Annotated in this window: 12 protein-coding genes and 1 tRNA gene; 6 read left to right on the forward strand and 7 right to left on the reverse strand. The window is 72.9% G+C overall.

Features of this window, described 5'->3' with window-relative positions; genetic code table 11:
• The 3 genes from ASG32_RS27165 to ASG32_RS27175 all read left to right on the forward strand — a co-directional run bounded on the left by ASG32_RS27165 (position 1) and on the right by ASG32_RS27175 (position 1202).
• Positions 1 to 75: transfer RNA gene (locus ASG32_RS27165), tRNA-Gln, on the forward strand.
• A gap of 319 nt (positions 76 to 394) precedes the next feature.
• A complete protein-coding gene (locus ASG32_RS27170) occupies positions 395 to 595 on the forward strand; it encodes a hypothetical protein (RefSeq protein ID WP_056532440.1) in 201 nt (66 codons plus the stop codon).
• Between the two features lie 58 nt (positions 596 to 653).
• Positions 654 to 1202 (forward strand): HD domain-containing protein, encoded by a 549-nt coding sequence (locus tag ASG32_RS27175; RefSeq protein WP_056532441.1) that lies wholly within the window; start codon positions 654 to 656, stop codon positions 1200 to 1202.
• Between the two features lie 53 nt (positions 1203 to 1255).
• Here the strand turns inward: ASG32_RS27175 and ASG32_RS27180 are convergent, their stop codons facing one another.
• Positions 1256 to 1495 carry a hypothetical protein gene (locus ASG32_RS27180; protein WP_056532442.1) on the reverse strand — a complete coding sequence of 80 codons (240 nt, stop codon included), beginning with the start codon at positions 1493 to 1495 and terminating at the stop codon, positions 1256 to 1258.
• A gap of 878 nt (positions 1496 to 2373) precedes the next feature.
• Here ASG32_RS27180 and ybaL point away from each other — a divergent pair.
• Entirely contained in the window at positions 2374 to 4248 is a 1875-nt protein-coding gene (ybaL, locus tag ASG32_RS27185) for a YbaL family putative K(+) efflux transporter (protein WP_056532444.1), read from the forward strand.
• A gap of 79 nt (positions 4249 to 4327) precedes the next feature.
• Here the strand turns inward: ybaL and ASG32_RS27190 are convergent, their stop codons facing one another.
• Together ASG32_RS27190 and ASG32_RS27195 are read right to left on the reverse strand one after the other, a co-directional pair.
• Positions 4328 to 5506 (reverse strand): heparan-alpha-glucosaminide N-acetyltransferase domain-containing protein, encoded by a 1179-nt coding sequence (locus ASG32_RS27190; RefSeq protein WP_056532446.1) that lies wholly within the window; start codon positions 5504 to 5506, stop codon positions 4328 to 4330.
• 387 nt (positions 5507 to 5893) lie between these two features.
• Positions 5894 to 6799 carry an AraC family transcriptional regulator gene (locus ASG32_RS27195; RefSeq protein ID WP_056532448.1) on the reverse strand — a complete coding sequence of 302 codons (906 nt, stop codon included), beginning with the start codon at positions 6797 to 6799 and terminating at the stop codon, positions 5894 to 5896.
• 96 nt (positions 6800 to 6895) lie between these two features.
• On the opposite strand from ASG32_RS27195, the gene ASG32_RS27200 reads away from it, so the two are divergent.
• Positions 6896 to 7642, forward strand: coding sequence for an SDR family oxidoreductase (locus ASG32_RS27200; protein ID WP_056532449.1), 747 nt, complete (start codon positions 6896 to 6898; stop codon positions 7640 to 7642).
• 97 nt (positions 7643 to 7739) lie between these two features.
• On the opposite strand, the gene ASG32_RS27205 is transcribed toward ASG32_RS27200, so the two are convergent.
• From ASG32_RS27205 to ASG32_RS27220, 4 genes are all read right to left on the reverse strand, one after another.
• Complete coding sequence (locus ASG32_RS27205) at positions 7740 to 10781, reverse strand: PAS domain-containing protein (RefSeq protein ID WP_056532452.1); 3042 nt, start codon at positions 10779 to 10781, stop codon at positions 7740 to 7742.
• A 208-nt stretch (positions 10782 to 10989) separates the two neighbouring features.
• Positions 10990 to 13452 (reverse strand): two-component system VirA-like sensor kinase, encoded by a 2463-nt coding sequence (locus ASG32_RS27210; protein ID WP_056532454.1) that lies wholly within the window; start codon positions 13450 to 13452, stop codon positions 10990 to 10992.
• On the reverse strand, positions 13449 to 14477 hold the full coding sequence (locus tag ASG32_RS27215) for a cytochrome c peroxidase (protein WP_056532456.1): 1029 nt from the start codon (positions 14475 to 14477) through the stop codon (positions 13449 to 13451). Before ASG32_RS27215 ends, ASG32_RS27210 begins: the two co-directional genes overlap by 4 nt.
• 2 nt (positions 14478 to 14479) lie before the next feature.
• Entirely contained in the window at positions 14480 to 15340 is an 861-nt protein-coding gene (locus tag ASG32_RS27220) for a response regulator (RefSeq protein WP_056532458.1), read from the reverse strand.
• Between the two features lie 374 nt (positions 15341 to 15714).
• Between ASG32_RS27220 and ASG32_RS34205 the strand changes: the two genes are divergently transcribed.
• Positions 15715 to 16017 (forward strand): hypothetical protein, encoded by a 303-nt coding sequence (locus ASG32_RS34205; protein WP_157862089.1) that lies wholly within the window; start codon positions 15715 to 15717, stop codon positions 16015 to 16017.
• The last annotated feature ends 72 nt before the right edge of the window (positions 16018 to 16089 follow it).

Consider the following 16089-nt stretch of genomic DNA (forward strand, 5'->3'; position numbering starts at 1 on the left):
TGGGGCGTCGCCAAGTGGTAAGGCAGCGGTTTTTGGTACCGCCATTCCCAGGTTCGAATCCTGGCGCCCCAGCCAAATTGCCCAAGGGAAACAGGACCTTCGGGGCCGGGACTGAGCGGGCCCGCCGGAACGCGCGGTGTCGCCCCGCGGCACGAGAATCCGCACGGTCCCGAACGGCCCGCGGGCCGTCCGGCGCCGGTGCTCCGCACTGTGAGGCCGAGACGACCGCTGTGGAGAGCGAGACCGCGACGGCTGAGCCCTTCACGATCCCGACAGGCCACCACGTCGACGTGGCCCAGGCCATCGAAATGCGCTCTCGGGCGAGGAGCCTCCGCGCCGACGCTGCGCCGCACGTGGCCGAGAGCGCGATCAACATGAGTTTCCCGAGGACGACATGAGCGACGTGCCCGATCCGAAGCGGAAGACGATCGCCGACAGCGTGCTGGTTCGTCTCAGCACGTTCGCGCTGGGCATCGGCCTGTACGACGGCATCGCTCGGAGCATCGTCGAGAAGGCGGTTGCCGACATGCCGGAGGCCACCGTCGAGCAGATCGCGGCGGCGGCGCGGATGATGATGCTGTTCGTGTCGGGCTGAGAGCGGTACATGGCCGGGACAGCGATCCTGCTGGCGTATCCGGTGAAGGGATGACCGCGTGATCCTGCCTCCCCTCCGCCGGACCGCGGCCGACGCGCGGACGGTGGCCACCGTCGCCCACGACGGCCAGGTCGACAAGGGCGGCAGGCCGTATATCGAGCATCTTGCGCGCGTGGCTGCCGGCGTGCTCGGGCTGTCGGAAGGGTGCCCGTTCTGGTCCGACCTGGAGCGGGACGAGGCGCTGCAGGCCGCGTGGCTGTACGATGTGGTCGAGGATACAAGCTACGGGTTCGGCGACTTGGCCAAGGAGGGCTTCAGCGACAACGTGCTGACCTCGGTCGCCATGCTCACGAAGCCCGGAGGTCGCGTCACCTACGCGGCCTGGATCAACAACATCGCGAAAGTGGGCACCCTCCGGGCGACCCTCGTCAAGCTCGCCGACCTCGAGGACAATTCGGATCCCGGGCGTCTGGCGCTCCTGCCCCCGGAGACCCGCGAGCGGCTTCATCTCAAGTACGAGCCGGCCAAGGCAATCCTGCGCGCGGCGGCGGCGGCGAAGGGCTGGCTCGGTTCACCGACGACGGTCGAAGGCAGCGGGCCGCGTTAGCCCAGCGCCTTGCCCATGCGGCGAAGCTTCGCGCGACCGGCGCCGTCCCGCTGTCACGGCCGCGGCATGCGCGGCGACCCGCGCCGCGACACCCCTGATAGCTCGGCGCCGAACCTCCCGCGCGCGTGCACCGCGACAGCGAAGCCGCCGTCGACGGTCAGATGGAGAAGCCGCTCGTCCATCTCGGTCAGCATGGGGGCGGGCTTCACGCGATCGACCAGCCCGTCATCGATCGAGGTCGGCCAGACGACGTGCACCTCCCGGAATGTCTCGGCGAACAGGATCGTCAGCATGAACGGCGCCCGGTGGCCGAAGCTGTCCCCGAAGAGCAGCGGCCGCCCGCGACCAAGACCCGGACAATCGAGGGAAGGTCAAATCATCCTCTTCCTAGATCGTAGACGTGCGCCAGCGCACGCGATTTACAATGCTCGCGGTTCGCGCGCGGATGAAGAGCCGATCATGTGAACGTTAATACAAGGGGCCTCGATCTCTGGGGGCATCGCGTGAGCCGTACGTATCCGCACACTCGCAAGGGGCGAGCTTTGCTGTTCAGCCGTCAAGCTGAGCCGACCATTCGGACGTCGGATCTGGTGGGAGCCACGGCCGGGGTCGCACTCTTGGGCGGCCTGTGCTTGCTGCTCGTGGCCCTGCTCACGAGCGAGGCCCAGGCGTTCACGGATCTCACGTCGATCCTCACGGACAGCTAGAGCAAAACCCGACCCTGTTGCGGCCGGACGCGCGCCCGCTTCCGGGCCGCGTGACGGAGTCGCGCATCCCGGTCAGGCTGCCGCACGTCGCGCGGGCGGCACCGCTCCCGCGGCGCGGGTCCCAACGAGGCGCCCGGTTCCGGCAGCGGCGAGGCCGCGGGTTCCAGGTCCCGGCCGTTCGTCCCGCCCCGACCCGCCTCGGCCCTCGACCGCGCGCCGGATTCCTGCACGATGGGCGATCGGGACGCGAGGACGCGGGCGGCGCCCGCCGCCCTGGCGCGGGACAGCACTCCGGAAGACCATCGCGGCTCGGCGGGAGGCGGTTTCGCGGCGCCCGAGGGGCACGCGGCGATCGCCGACGGCGGTTCGCACAGGCGTTCGGTCGGAAGGGCGTTGAATCGCGGCCGCCATTCGGAAAGGCTCGCTCCGCCCGATCCGCATCGCCCCCCGGAGGTGAAGACCCTGTGCCGCACGCGACCGAACTGATCGCCATCATCGCCCTCGGGCTGACCCTCGCCTTCATCTGCGGGATGGTCGCGCAGCGCCTCAGGCTGCCGCCGCTGGTCGGGTACCTGGTCGCGGGCGTCCTCGTCGGCCCCTACACGCCGGGCTTCGTGGGCGACAGTAACCTCACGGGCCAGCTCGCCGAGATCGGCGTCATCCTGCTGATGTTCGGGGTCGGGCTGCACTTCTCGTTCAAGGACCTGATGGCCGTGCGCGCCATCGCCCTGCCCGGCGCGGTGGTGCAGATCGCGGCGGCGACCGCCATGGGGATCGGCCTCGCCTTCGCCTGGGGCTGGACCCTCGGGCAGGGCCTGGTCTTCGGCCTCGCCCTCTCCGTCGCGAGCACGGTGGTCCTGCTCCGCGCGCTGGAGGAGCGCGGCCTCCTCGACACGGACAACGGCCGCATCGCGGTGGGCTGGCTCATCGTCGAGGATCTGGCGATGGTGCTGACCCTCGTGGTCCTGCCCGCCCTCGCGCCCTCGCTCGGGGGCGAGGCCCGGGGCCTCGGGCACGGCACGGCCCACGCCCTCACGGACCTCGTCGCCCAGCTCGTCGGACCGGAGTACGCGCAGAGCCTCGCGCTCACCGTCGTTCTGACGCTCGCCAAGGTCGCGGTCTTCGCGGGGCTGATGCTGGTGGGCGGACGCCGCTTCGTGCCCTGGCTGCTCGACCAGGCGGCGCGCACCGGCTCGCGGGAGCTGTTCACCCTCGCGGTCCTGGCCCTGGCCCTGGGCATCGCCTTCGGCTCGGCGGAGCTGTTCGGGGTCTCCTTCGCCCTCGGGGCCTTCTTCGCCGGGATGGTGCTCGCCGAGTCCGATCTCAGCCATCAGGCGGCCGCCGATTCGCTGCCGCTGCAGGACGCCTTCGCGGTCCTGTTCTTCGTGTCGGTCGGGATGCTGTTCGATCCGGGGATCCTCCTGCGCGCGCCGCTCTCGGTCCTGGCGGTGCTCGGCGTCATCATGGTCGGCAAGTCCCTCGCGGCCGTCGCCATCGTGCTGGCCTTCCGGCACCCGCTCGGCACGGCCCTGACGATCGCCGCGAGCCTCGCCCAGATCGGCGAGTTCTCCTTCATCCTGGTATCGCTCGGCCTGTCGCTGAAGCTGCTGCCCGAGGAAGGGCGCAACCTGATCCTGGGCGGAGCCCTGCTGTCGATCACGCTGAACCCGCTCTTCTTCGCCCTGGCAGCGCGGATCGAGCAGGTCTTCGCCGACCGGCCGGACCTTGCCGCCCGCTTCGCGCGCAAAGGCGCGGCCGACGTCGCCATCTCGGGCGGGGAGCCGCCGCGACGGGACCACGTCGTGATCATCGGCTTCGGGCGCGTCGGCAGCAGCATCGGCGCGACGCTGGAGACCTGGGACCTGCCCTACGTGGTGGTGGAGCGCGACCGGCGCCGCGTGCTGGCCCTGCGCGCGGCCGGCACGCAGGCCGTGTTCGGCGACGCGACCGCGCCCGGCATCCTCGAGGCGGCCGGTATCGGCACCGCGCGCCTGCTCGTCGTCGCCACGCCCGACGCGCATCAGGCCCGTCGCCTCGTCGAGGCCGCGCGCGCCGCCAACCCGGGGATCGACACCGTGGTCCGCACGCACAGCGAGGCGGAACGTCGGCATCTCGAGGAGGACGGCGTCGGCCTCGTGCTGATGGGCGAGCGGGAGCTGGCCCTCGGCATGTCCTTCTACGCGCTGCGCAGTCTCGGCGTGCGCGAAGGCGAGGCGCGCGTCTTCATCGACACGGCCCGCGCGGAGAGCCGGAGCGACGCGGAGGTCACCGTCGGGCCGGTGAAGGGGACCCCCGAGCTGCGCCATCAGCACGACCGCGACGGGGCGGACCTGTCGTGACGCGGGACCGCGGGGGCGGCCCGGTCGTGGCCGCTCCCTCACGGGGCCGCGGCGGATGTCGGCGGCCGGGGGGCCGCCGTCAGAGGTAGCTCAGGACCGGCGATGTCGAGGCCCGCTTCAGGCGCACCATGGCGCGGCACGCCAGCCAGAGGGGAACGCTCACGGCGGCCGCGACGAGCCAGAGCGCGAGGGGCGAGCCGGCCTCCACCCGTCCCGACGCCCCGGCGAGGCCCAGCGCCACCGCGCCGTCGTAGAGGACGCGCAGCAGCGCGAGGTGGAGCAGGTAGAAGAACAGCGGCGCGCCGCCGAAGACGCGCAGGCCGCCGAGGAGCCGCTGCGGCATCACCTCGAACAGCGCCAGCAGGCCGAGACCGAGGCCGAGGGTCAGCAGCAGGAAGTCGGCCGAGGGCGGGTACTTGGTCAGGTTGACGAAGGACAGCACCGTGGCGAGCGGCGTGGCCCCCGCCTGCCACGGCACCGGCTCGCCGTAGCCGTTGAGCCCGCGCAGGACGAGGAAGCCGACCAGGGCGGCCGCCCCCAGCCCGAGGAGCCCCGCGCGTCGGCGCGCGGCGTCGACACCGCCGGCGAAGAGCGGCCCCAGAGCGTAGCCGGCCGCGATCACGCCGATCCAGGGCAGGAGCGGGTACGAGGTCCGCGCCAGCCCGCCCCAGGGCAGCGCGATCATCCCGCGCTGGTGCAGGATCGACCAGAGCACGTAGCCGGGCTCGTCCGCCCGGATCGCGACCCCGTCCAGCAGGTTGTGGCCGAGCATGAGCGCCAGGGCCCCGGCCACGAGGGCGGCCCGCGGCAGCCAGAGCAGGCCGGCCAGCGCCACCATGCAGAGACCGATCACCCAGATCACCTGCAGGTACAGGATCGGCGGCCGGACGCTGCCGGCCCAGGCGACGTTGACGAGCGTCACTTCCAACAGGATCAGGAGCAGACCGCGCTTGAGCAGGAAGGCGGCGGTCGCCCGCGCGCCGTGCCTCTGCCCGTAGAGGCACGCCGAGAGGCCGGTGAGCAGGACGAAGACCGGCGCGCAGAGGTGCGAGGCAGCCCGTGTCAGGACTAGGTCGGGCGGCGTCGCGGCGAGGTCCATCGGGTCGCGGACCTGCGCGTGAAGGTAGAAGAACTCCCGCACGTGGTCGACGAGCATCAGCAGCATCACCAGCCCGCGCAGGGCGTCGATGGAGCCGACGCGCCGCGATGCCGCCGGACCGCCGGGTGCGGCGGCGGGCGCCCAGGACGATGCGACCATCAGGAGCGCGCCGCCGTGCCGAGGGTGCCCCGCGGGGGAGCGCCGATGTCGGCTCGGACGCCGCCGGCGATCGCGCGGAATGCCAGCGTCCATCGAGCGGCGCGGTCCTGGCGGCGGCTCGCACGGGCACCGGCCTGCGCGCGGAGGGCCTGCGGATCGGTGATCAGGACGTTCTCCTGCGCGAGGGGCCGTGGCGCGTCGGTCGCGCCGCGGCGGGTGACGGGGTCGAGCGCGATTCCGGTCTCGTACCCGAACCCGGCTTCGGGGCGAAGGGCCGGCTGGCACCGTCGATGCCGGTGCCGGACCGGAAGGAAGCCGCCTCACCGTGTCCGGGCCTGGCCCGGGCTTGGCCCGGGGCTCGTCCGGGGCACGGCCAGCCGGCCCGGATCACGGCACTGGCCGCTCGCGGGCGTACCGGATCGGCGGCCGGCCGACGTGCCGGGCGAAGGCGACGCTGAAGGTGCTCGCCGAGCTGTAGCCCACCCGCGCGGCTACCTCGGCCATCCCGACCGCCTCGCGGCGCAGCAGATCCTTCGCCAGCGCCATCCGCCACGCCAGCAGGTACTCCATCGGGGCGACCCCGACCGCGCGGCGGAACCGCTCGAAGAACGTGGACCGGGAGAGGCCCGCCTCGCGCGCGAGCGCGGCCACCGTCCAGCTCGCCGTCGGACGGTCGTGCATCCGCCGCAGGGCGGCGGCGAGCCGGTCGTCGGCGAGCCCGCGCAGCAGTCCCGAGGGCGCCGCCGGCCCGGCGGTGGCGCGCAGCGCCTCGATCAGCACGACCTCCAGCAGGCGCGCCAGGACCACGTCGCGGCCCGGCCGGTCGGCGCGGGTCTCCTCGTTCACGAGGCCGAGCAGAGTGGTCAGCCGGGCGGCGCCGCGCACGTGGACATACCGGGGCAGCAGCGAGACGAGCAGATCCGCGTCGCTCGACGCGAAGACGCAGTGGCCCACGAGCATCCGGACATTCGGCGGCCCCTCGGCGTCGCCGAGCCGGAACACGCCGGGGCTCACAGCGACGGGACGCTGCGCTGCGCGCCGCGGGGGCGGCGGCTCGAGGCTGGTGGTGGTGAACGCGTGGGCCGCGGGGATGAGGACGAAGTCGCCCTCTCCGAGCACGATCCCGGCCTCGCCGTCGATCGCGAGGCGGCACCCGCCCTCGAGCACGGCGGCGTAGAACGGAAGCCCGGAATCCGTGCGCCGCACCGCCCAGTGACCGCAGCCGGTGACGAGCTTGGACAGCGGGGCGCTCGGCCGGAGGAGGCCGACCACCTGGGTGAGCGGATCGGGCATTCTCGGACGCTCGCCAATGCGAAACGGACTTGCGCACGTATCAGGTCCGGCCCGCGCTCCCTATCACCCCGTTGCCGCTTCTGCACGGGAGTTCCCATGAACACGATCCTGATCACCGGCTGCTCGTCCGGCTTCGGCCTGGAGACGGCCCGCACCTTCCTCGAACGGGGCTGGCGCGTGGTCGCCACGATGCGCGGGCCGCGGAGCGACCTGCTGGCGCCCTCCGATCGTCTGAGCATCCTGCCGCTCGACGTGACCGACCACGACAGCATCGACCGCGCGGTCGCGGCGGCCGGACCGGTCGACGCGCTGGTCAACAACGCCGGCGTCGGGCTCCTGAACGCGCTGGAGGGCGTCTCGATGGACGCCGCGCGGGAGGTGTTCGAGACCAACACCCTCGGCACCATCGCGATGACCCGGGCCGTGGTGCCGCAGTTCCGGGCGCGCCGCGCGGGCGTCGTCGTCAACGTGACGTCGAGCGTGACGCAGCGCCCGCTGCACCTGCTGTCGGTGTACACGGCGAGCAAGGCGGCGGTGAACGCCTTCACCGAGTCCCTGGCGCTGGAGCTCGAACCGTTCGGAATCCGCGCCCGGCTGGTCATTCCCGGCCGCGCCCCGGAGACCGCGTTCGGCGCCAACGCGCGCGCCCGCATGGGCATGGACATCCCCGAAGCCTACGCGGCGGTGGCCGCGAAGGTCTTCGCCGGCATCCAGCAGGCGGACGGGGACCTGACCCGGTCCTCGGACGTGGCGGAGGCGGTGTGGCGCGCGGTGACGGACCCGTCGTGCCCCATGCGTCTGCCGGCCGGCGCCGACGCGGTGGCGTGGGCCAAGGCGAGCTGAGGGCGGGCTGAGGGCGAGCTGAGAGCTGGCTGAGGGCGGCGGCGAACCGCGCAGGCCCCGGCCCGGAGGTCCGGGATCCCGACGCGGGAGCCCGGGCTCAGGACGGATCCGCGAGCGCGCCGGCCTTCCGGCGCGGATCCAGGGCTCGATGCAGGATGCGGCCGAGCTGCTCGGCCGAGTACGGCTTGTGCAGCAGCGTGAAGTCGTGGGCGTCCGACTGCGCGAGAACGTGGCTGTAGCCCGATGTCAGCACCACGGGTACCTGCGGCGCGCGCCGCCGAAGCTCCTGCGCGAGCGCGACGCCGCCCATGCCGGGCATCACCACGTCCGAGAAGACCAGGTCGTATCGATTCCCCGCCCGGCCGAGCTCCTCGAGCGCCTCCTCGGCGTTGGCCGCCCAGGTCGGCCGGTAGCCCAGATCCTCCAGGATCTGCGTCGCGAACTGCCCGACGCCGACATTGTCCTCCACGACCAGGACACGCTGCCCGCTCCCGAGCGGCGCGAGGTCGGCATCTTGCAGGCGGTCATCGGCCGGCCGCTCCTCGGACGCCACCTCCGGCAGGTAGAGGGTGAACGCGGTGCCCGCAGCGAGGGTGCTGCGCACGTCGACGTCGCCGCCCGACTGCTTGGCGAAGCCGAACACCTGGGACAGGCCGAGGCCGGTCCCCTTGCCGACCTCCTTGGTGGTGAAGAACGGCTCGAAGATCCGGCCGATCTGCTCGGGCGGGATGCCGGTGCCGGTGTCGATCAGCGACACGGCCGCGAAGGGCTTCCGGGACCCGGCATGGCCGCGGATGGCCGGCAGGGCCGCGCCGCAGGTCACGCGCAGGGTCAGCGTGCCTTCCCCGTCCATGGCGTCGCGGGCGTTGACCGCCATGTTGACGAGCGTGGTCTCGAACTGGCTCACATCCGCCCGGACCAGGCAGGTCGCCTCCGGCACCTCGGTCACGACCTGCACCCGCGCGCCTGTCAGGGTGTCGAGCATGTCGGCGATCGCCCGCACCCTCTGGCCGACGTCGAACACCTCGGGCTTGAGGGCCTGACGGCGGGCGAAGGCCAGCAGCTGGCCGGTGAGCTTCGCGGCCCGCTCCACGGTCTCGGAGACCGCGTCGAGGTAGCGGCGCTTGCGGACCTCCGGCAAATCGGGCCGGCGCAGGAAGTCGACGGACGAGCGGATGATGGTCAGCAGGTTGTTGAAGTCGTGCGCGACGCCGCCGGTGAGCTGGCCGACCGCCTCCAGCTTCTGGGACTGGCGCAGCGCCTCCTGCGCCTGGGCTAGCTCGGCCTGGCCGCGCAGCCGCTCGGTGACGTCCATGACGAACTGGTAGCAGCCCGTGCGCTCGCCCCGCGCGTCGCGCAGGGTGCGGAAGCTGATCTCGTAGTAGGGGCGCGCCCGCTCCGCGTCGCCGAACTCCTCGACCAGGGTGATCTCCTCGCCGGCGAGCCCGCGCCCCCACCCCGCCCGCACCTGCGCCTGATGCTCGGGCTGGTCGGCCAGCAGGTCGAGCATGTTGTCGCCCACCTTCGGCATCACGCCGTAGATGCGCGCGAACTCGTCCGCATTCGCCTTGTTGATCGCCAGGATGTTGTAGTCGAGATCGGCCGCCATCACCATGATGTCGGTTCTCTCGACGATCGTGGCGAAGAGATTGCGCTCCGCGGTGCGCTCGGAGACCTGCAGCTCCAGCGTCTCGTTCAGGTCCTGGAGGCGGCGCTCGCTCTCGGCCAGCCGCGTCTCGGCCTCCTTGCGCCGGCTGAGATCGGCCGTGACGATCAGGAGGCTCTTGAGCCTGCCGTCCGCGTCGTCGAGGCGCCGGATGCTGCTGCTGGCCCAGATCGCGCTGCCGTCCGGGCGGAGATAGCGCTTGTCGAGGGTGACGTCGCGGTCGGTCTCGAGGGCCCGCGCCAGCGCGGCCGCGCTCGGCGCCCGGTCCGCGGGATCGGTCACGTCGGCGACGCCGAGCCGCAGCAGCGCCTCGGCCGGGCGCCCGAGGATCCGGCACAGCTCGGTGTTGACCCGCAGGAAGCGCCCCGCGGCATCCACCTCGGACAGGCCGACCGAGGCGCCGGCGAAGATCGCCGCCAGGTGCTCCTCGCTCTTGCGCAGGGCCGCCTCCGCGCGGGCGCGCTCGATCGCCGCCTTCACGCGCTCGCCGACGTCGCGGATCAGGTTCCCCTCGGCGGTGGTCCAGGCGCGCGGCACCGCGCTCTGCACCGCGAGCAGGCTCACCCACTCCGCGCCGCGGAACAGCACGACGTCGACGAAGGCCGCGACCTCTCGGGATCCGAGGCCGGCGCGCGCCGCTTCGCTGAAGCGGGGATCGGCGGCCACGTCCTCGACCGCGACCACCGTCCCGTCGCGGTAGGCGGCCAGGAGGTCGGGGCCGAACGCCGCCAAGGAATGCTCCCCGACGATCGAGCCGACGCCCCGGACGTATTCCCGCTCGACCTTCATCAGGCTGCCGGCGATCTCGGCGTAGAAGACGCGGCTCGCGCCGACGCGCTCGCCGAGGCGCCGCGAGGCCACCGCGACGATCTCCGCCGACGCGGTCAGCGGACGGAGCGTGTCGCTGAGATCGAGCAGGAAGGATTGCCGCTCCTCGTTGTCCCGGCGCGACGCCTCCGTCTCGCGCGGACGGCGGGCGGCGGCCGCCTGGCCGGCGATCGCCGTGCAGGTCCCGACGAGGCCGGTGACGCGCCCCGCCGTGTCCCGGACCGGCACCAGGGAGAGCGCGAAGCGCGCCGCGTCGGCACCGCCGTCGCCGTGGAGGAGGGGCTCACCCTCCGCCGTGTGGACCGGCCGGCCGGCATAGGCCCTGTCCACGAGGGACGCGAGACCGGCACCGACCCCGCCCCAGACCGCGAGACAGTCCCGGCCGAGGGCCGCGGGATGCCGGTCGCCGAGGATCTCCGCGTAGAGATCGTTGTACAGGAGCCGCCGCTCGGGGCCCCAGAGGATGAACGTCGGCCGGTCCGCGCCGAACATGACCCCGACGAGGGTCGTCAGCGATTCGGGCCAGGCGAACAGCGCGCCGAGGGGCGTGCTGTCCCAGTCGTGCGCGCGCAGGAGCACGGCCATCGCGCCGCCGTCGGCGAGGAAGGCCGGGTCGCAGATCGGGGCGTCAGATCTCCCGTGCATGGCGTCCTGACGCGGCTTCGACGGGCATCGGGGGTTCCTCGCGCGATGGGGTCTCGGCGAGACCCGACCCGGCCCGTTCGATCGTCGGGGCGGCATCGCGCATCTGGCCGCCCGGCATGCCAGACCGGTCCCACGTGACGCCGAGCTTGTCAAAGCCGGGATAGCGCCCGCGTGGCCGGATCGCAGGATCCTGATGCCGCCGGTGCCCTCAGGAGACGGCGGCCGGGCGACGCGCCGGGTCGGCGGAGGCGAGATGGCGCCGCAGCGTCAGCGCCAGGGCGTTCGAGCGCCACGGCCGCCGGACGATGTCGGCGACGGGAACCGCCGCGAGGAGTTCCGGCTGCACCGCGTCGGTCGACGACAGCGAGAGCACGATCGGCCGCCCGGAGATCCGCGCGGCGCGGTGCGCGAAGGCGAGGCCCGAGAGATCGGCGAGACGGTTGTCGACGATCAGCAGATCGAACCGCCCCGGCTCCCGCCGCAGGACGGCCAGGGCCGCCTCGGGGTCCGCGTAGCCGACCGGCTCGTAGCCGAGCGCCGCCAGCGTCTCCTCGTCGTCCTGGACCGACCGGCGCGTGCGCCCGACCAGCATCACGGTCCCGCCGGCCGCCGCGCCGGCCGCGGCCTGCGGGATCACGGGCAGCCACACCGCGAAGGTGCTGCCGCTGCCCGGCGCGCTGCGCACGTCGAAGGCGCCGTCGTGCTCCTGAACGAACTCGAAGGCGGTGGCGAGCCCGAGGCCGGTCCCGGCCGGTCGGGTGGTGAAGAACGGCTCGAAGATCCGCGCGAGCGTGGCCTCGTCCATGCCGCGGCCGGTGTCGGACACGCGGATCCGGACGTAGGCGCCGGGCCGCAGGGTGCCGTGGGTCAGGGCGCTCGACCGCGGCAGGGTGACGTGGTCGAGCCGCACGTCGACGGCCGCGCCCGGCGCGGAGGCCTGGACGGCGTTGCGGATCAGGTTGTGGACGACCTGCTGCAGCTGTGCCGGCTCGCCGCCGACTCGGGCGCCCGCCGCGGTGCCCGAGAGCGCGATCGTGGCCGGTCCGGCCGTGGAGGCCCGGATCTGCGCCACGGTCTCGTGGACCACCGCGTCCGCCGCGCTGGTGCACTGCGCGGAGCGCGCGGGGCGGCCGAAATCGAGGATCTGGCCGGCGATCTCGCGCGCGCGGCCGCCGGCCTGGACCAGCAGCCCGATATGCTCCGCCGCCCGCCCCGGATGAGCCGGCAGGGCGTCCCCAGCGATCTCGGCGTGGCCCAGCATGACGTTGAGGACGTTGTTGATGTTGTGGGCGACCCCGCTGGCGAAGGTCCCGATGGCCTCGAGCCGCTGGGCGCGGCGCAGCGCCGCCTCGATCTCCCGGCGCTCGGCCCAGACGTGCTGTCGCTCCAGGGCGGCCGCGAAGCTGTCGGCGACGACCTGCAGCAGGCCCCGCGAGTGCCGCAGCCAGGGCGGCAGGCCGGAGGTGGTGCGCTCGAAGCAGAGCAGGCCGACGATCCGATCGCCCCGGCGCAGCCGCGCGCAGGCCCACGAGACGACGCCGCGCTCGGCCAGGGAGCGGCGCAGGGCCGGCGGCCCGGTCTCGTCCGCCACCTCGACGAAGATGAGGTCGCTGGCGGCGGCCGCGACGTCGTGAACGAGGGCCTGCTGCGCCGCCGGCCAGCCGCTCGGCGGCGCGAGGCCGGGCCGGTTCCAGAGATGCACCGCGCCGGTGCCGTCGAGCATGAGAACGTAGCCGTGATCCGTGTCGAGCCCTTCGCCCACCATGGCGAGGACGTCCACGATGCGCGTGTCGGTCTCGTCGGGCTGGATCGCCAGGAAGCGGTTGGCCGCCTGCGCCACGACGGTCTGGAAATCCACGGTCCGGCGCAGGATCCGGGTCCCGGCACGCATCAGCACCCCCACGCGGACCACGAGGGCGAGCAGCGCGAGGGCGACGGCGTAGAGCGCGAGGCGGAATCCGTCCGCCCGGGCCTGGCGCCGGTCGCGGAGGCTTCGCCGGGATTCCAGGAGCGCCTCGCGGGCCGCCTCGCTCGACGAGGCCGGCAGCGAGCGCGTGACCGCGTCGACGTGCGGCAGCAGTTCGAGGAGCTGGCGCCCGTGCAGGACGATGGCGTCGACGTCGCCGGCCCGGGCGGCCGCCCCATCGCCTTCGTGCAACGTCTCGAGACGGGTGCGGATGTCGGCGAGGCGCGCGGGCGTCGAGTCGCGCACGAGCTCCGAGATGCGGATCTGGAGCGCGGCCACCGCGCGCGCGAGGCCGGGAGCGATGTCGGACTCGGACAGCCGGTCGCTGAGCGAGTCGAAATAGGCGATCGAGTTCTGCACCAGGGCGTTGCCGGTCTTGAACCGTTCGACCATCGCGGCCTCCCGCTCCACCGCTTCGGCCAGCGCCTGGACGTCGGGATCCCCGGCATTGCTCGCCTGCAGGTCGGCCCCGGCCTTCTGCATCTCGCGCAGGTGCGCGACGATCGGGTCGTAGTTGCGCAGCAGGCCGGTCCGGGCCCGCAGCACGTCGTGCTGCATGCGCGACTCGGCCAGAGCCAGGGCGTCGACGGTCCGCTGGGTCGCCASGTAGGCGGCCTCCATCCCGCCGTTGCCGTTGATCAGCAGCCACGTCAGCAGCGCCGCGAGCAGCGCGCCGAGCGTGACGGCCTGCAGGGTCAGTCTCATAGCTGCGGCTTGCCGTCCTGAGAGGCTGCGCCGGGCGGTGGCGGCGCGGTCAGGGGCCGGCCCTCGTAGGTGCCGGTCAGGGTCCCGAGGAAGGCGACGATCCCGTCGATCTGCGCGGGGGTGAGTTCCCGGCCGAGCTGCGCCCGCGCCATGAGCCGCACCGCCTCGGGGAGCGTGGCGATCCCGCCGTCGTCGAAGTAGGGCGCCGTGACGGCGACGTTGCGCAGGCTGGGCACCCGCAGCACCTCGGCGACCTTGTTGGGGATCGTGACGAAGATCCCGACCTTCTCGAACAGGTTGCCGCCGACATTGACGCCCTGGTGGCAGGACGCGCAGCCGATCCGGCGGAACAGGTCGTAGCCCGCCTGCTCCGCGCCGGTGATGGCGTGGGCGTCGCCGCGCAGCCAGCGGTCGAAGCGGCTGTCGGGTGTGAGGAGCGTGCGCTCGAAGCTGTTGATCGCGTCGATCACCGTCTCCCGGTCGGCCSCGCGCCCGTAGGCGGCCTGGAACATCGGGGCGAGCACCGGGTCGCCGCGCACCGTGTCGAGGATCCGGGGCCAGGAACCGCCCAGGAACTCGGGCCGCGTCAGGGCGAGYTCGGCCTGCTCGCGCAGGCTCGGGATGTCGCCGGCCCAGCCCAGCCGGAAGCTGAGCGCCGCGTTGAAGGCCGTCGGCGTGTTGCGCGGAACCGGCGTGCCGTCGGCGGTCAGGTTCCGGGGYATCGCGCTCGCGCCGCTGGTGCGGATGTCGTGGCAGGTGATGCAGGCCCGGTCGCCCCCGCGTGACAGCCGCGTGTCGGTGAAGAGCAGGCGGCCGATCGCGRCCCGGGCCGGRTCCGCCTCCAGGGTGTCYGGCACCGGGGTGATCACCCCCAGCGCGTCCGCCGCCTCGGCGGAGAGCGCGGTGTCGRCCGGCCTGTCGTGGCCGGCTGGCCTCTCGTGGGCGGYCGCGGCGAGGAGCGCCGCGGCGCTGCCGAGGAGCGCCGCGACCGCGACGCGCCATCGGCCGGCCCGGAACCGGGTCACGGCTACAGCTTCTCGACGGTCGCGGCGAGGACGTAGCCGACGCCGCGCTCGGTGACGATCAGGCGCGGCGCGCTCGGATCCACCTCCAGCTTGCGGCGCAGCCGCAGGATCTGGACGTCGATGCTGCGATCGAACACGTCYTCGTGGACGCGCGTGGCCTGCAGGAGCTGCTCGCGGCTGAGCGGGCGCTGGGGCGCGTCGAGGAAGGCCACCAGCAGGGCGTACTCGCCCTTGCTGAGCGCGACATCCGCGCCGTCGGGATTGGTGAGGCGCCGGCGACGCCGGTCGAGCACCCAGCCTTCGAAGCGGCTGCGGTGGGACTCCTGGACCCGCGCCGGGGCGGGCGCCACCTCGGCCCGGCGCAGGATGACCCGCACCCGCGCGAGCAGCTCGCGCAGGCCGTAGGGCTTCACGAGGTAATCGTCGGCGCCGAGTTCGAGGCCGATCACCCGGTCGATCTCGTCCCGGCGATGGCCGGTGGTGATGATCACCGGCAGGTCGCTCCTGGCCCGCAGGTCGCGCAGCAGGTCGAGCCCGTTCTCCGAGCCCAGCCGCAGGTCCAGCACGACGAGGTCGAATTCGGCCTCCGCGAGCCGCTTCTCCGCCTCCGCCCGGTCGGTCGCCGCCGTCACGGCGACGTCGTGGTCGGCGAAGTGGTCCGAGACGATGCGCTGCATGCCCGCGTCCGCGAGCCGCTTCTCCGCCTCCGCCCGGTCGGTCGCCGCCGTCACGGCGACGTCGTGGTCGGCGAAGTGGTCCGAGACGATGCGCTGCATGCCCGCGTCATCCTCGACGAGGAGGATGCGGGTCGTGCCGGCGCGCGCGCTCCGACCCTGACTCCGGTCCAGACTGGATTCGATCATGGCCACCTCCGGTTCGCGGCGGCCCGCCGCGACGGCACGATCTCGACGCGCCGGTTCGGGGAGCGGGAGGAGCGTCCGGTCGGGCTGATAGCGCCACGCGGAGGTCCTTCGCGTCCGTCGCCGGCCCGCCCCGGCGGCCAATCTGGGCGCGTCCGGTCATCGGGCCTTACACGGCTGAGTTGATACCACGCCCCCTAAAAGATTGCGCGCTTCATATTGTGCGTGACAGCACAGCGCGAGCATTCGTCCCGGCACGTACCGTATCGAACAAACGAAAACGCCACCGTTACGGCTGTAACCGAGATCATCTTGTTGAGACACCGGGATGTAACCCGCGGAAACCAGGATCGTGCTCTCACAATAGAGAGGTGATCATGACTGACGCCGCGATCCCGGATATCGGTCCGCACCTTCACCGAAATCTCTGCAAGTCCGAGCCCGACTGTCGGAAGCCCGCCGCTGGTCTTCCCGGTCCGTCGGGACGCCCGGCGCGGGAGCGCGGCGGCCCGGCTTCGTCCCCGATCGCCGCGCCGCGACCGGTGTTCGCCGGCCACGGACGATGGCTGCTCGACGCGCTGGTGGTCAACTTCGCATTCGGCGGATGCATTCACAGTATCCACCCGGATTACGTCGATTTTCTGCGCGATATCAGCAGTAGAACTCGGCACCGAACCTGATGCTGCTGTCGTCGAGAGCTCCACGTCGTCTTTCAGCCCGCTCCAGGGAGTCCAGCCGATTCGCGGCCTCCG

This window comes from Methylobacterium sp. Leaf361 (assembly GCF_001424445.1).
Classification (GTDB): Bacteria; Pseudomonadota; Alphaproteobacteria; order Rhizobiales; family Beijerinckiaceae; genus Methylobacterium.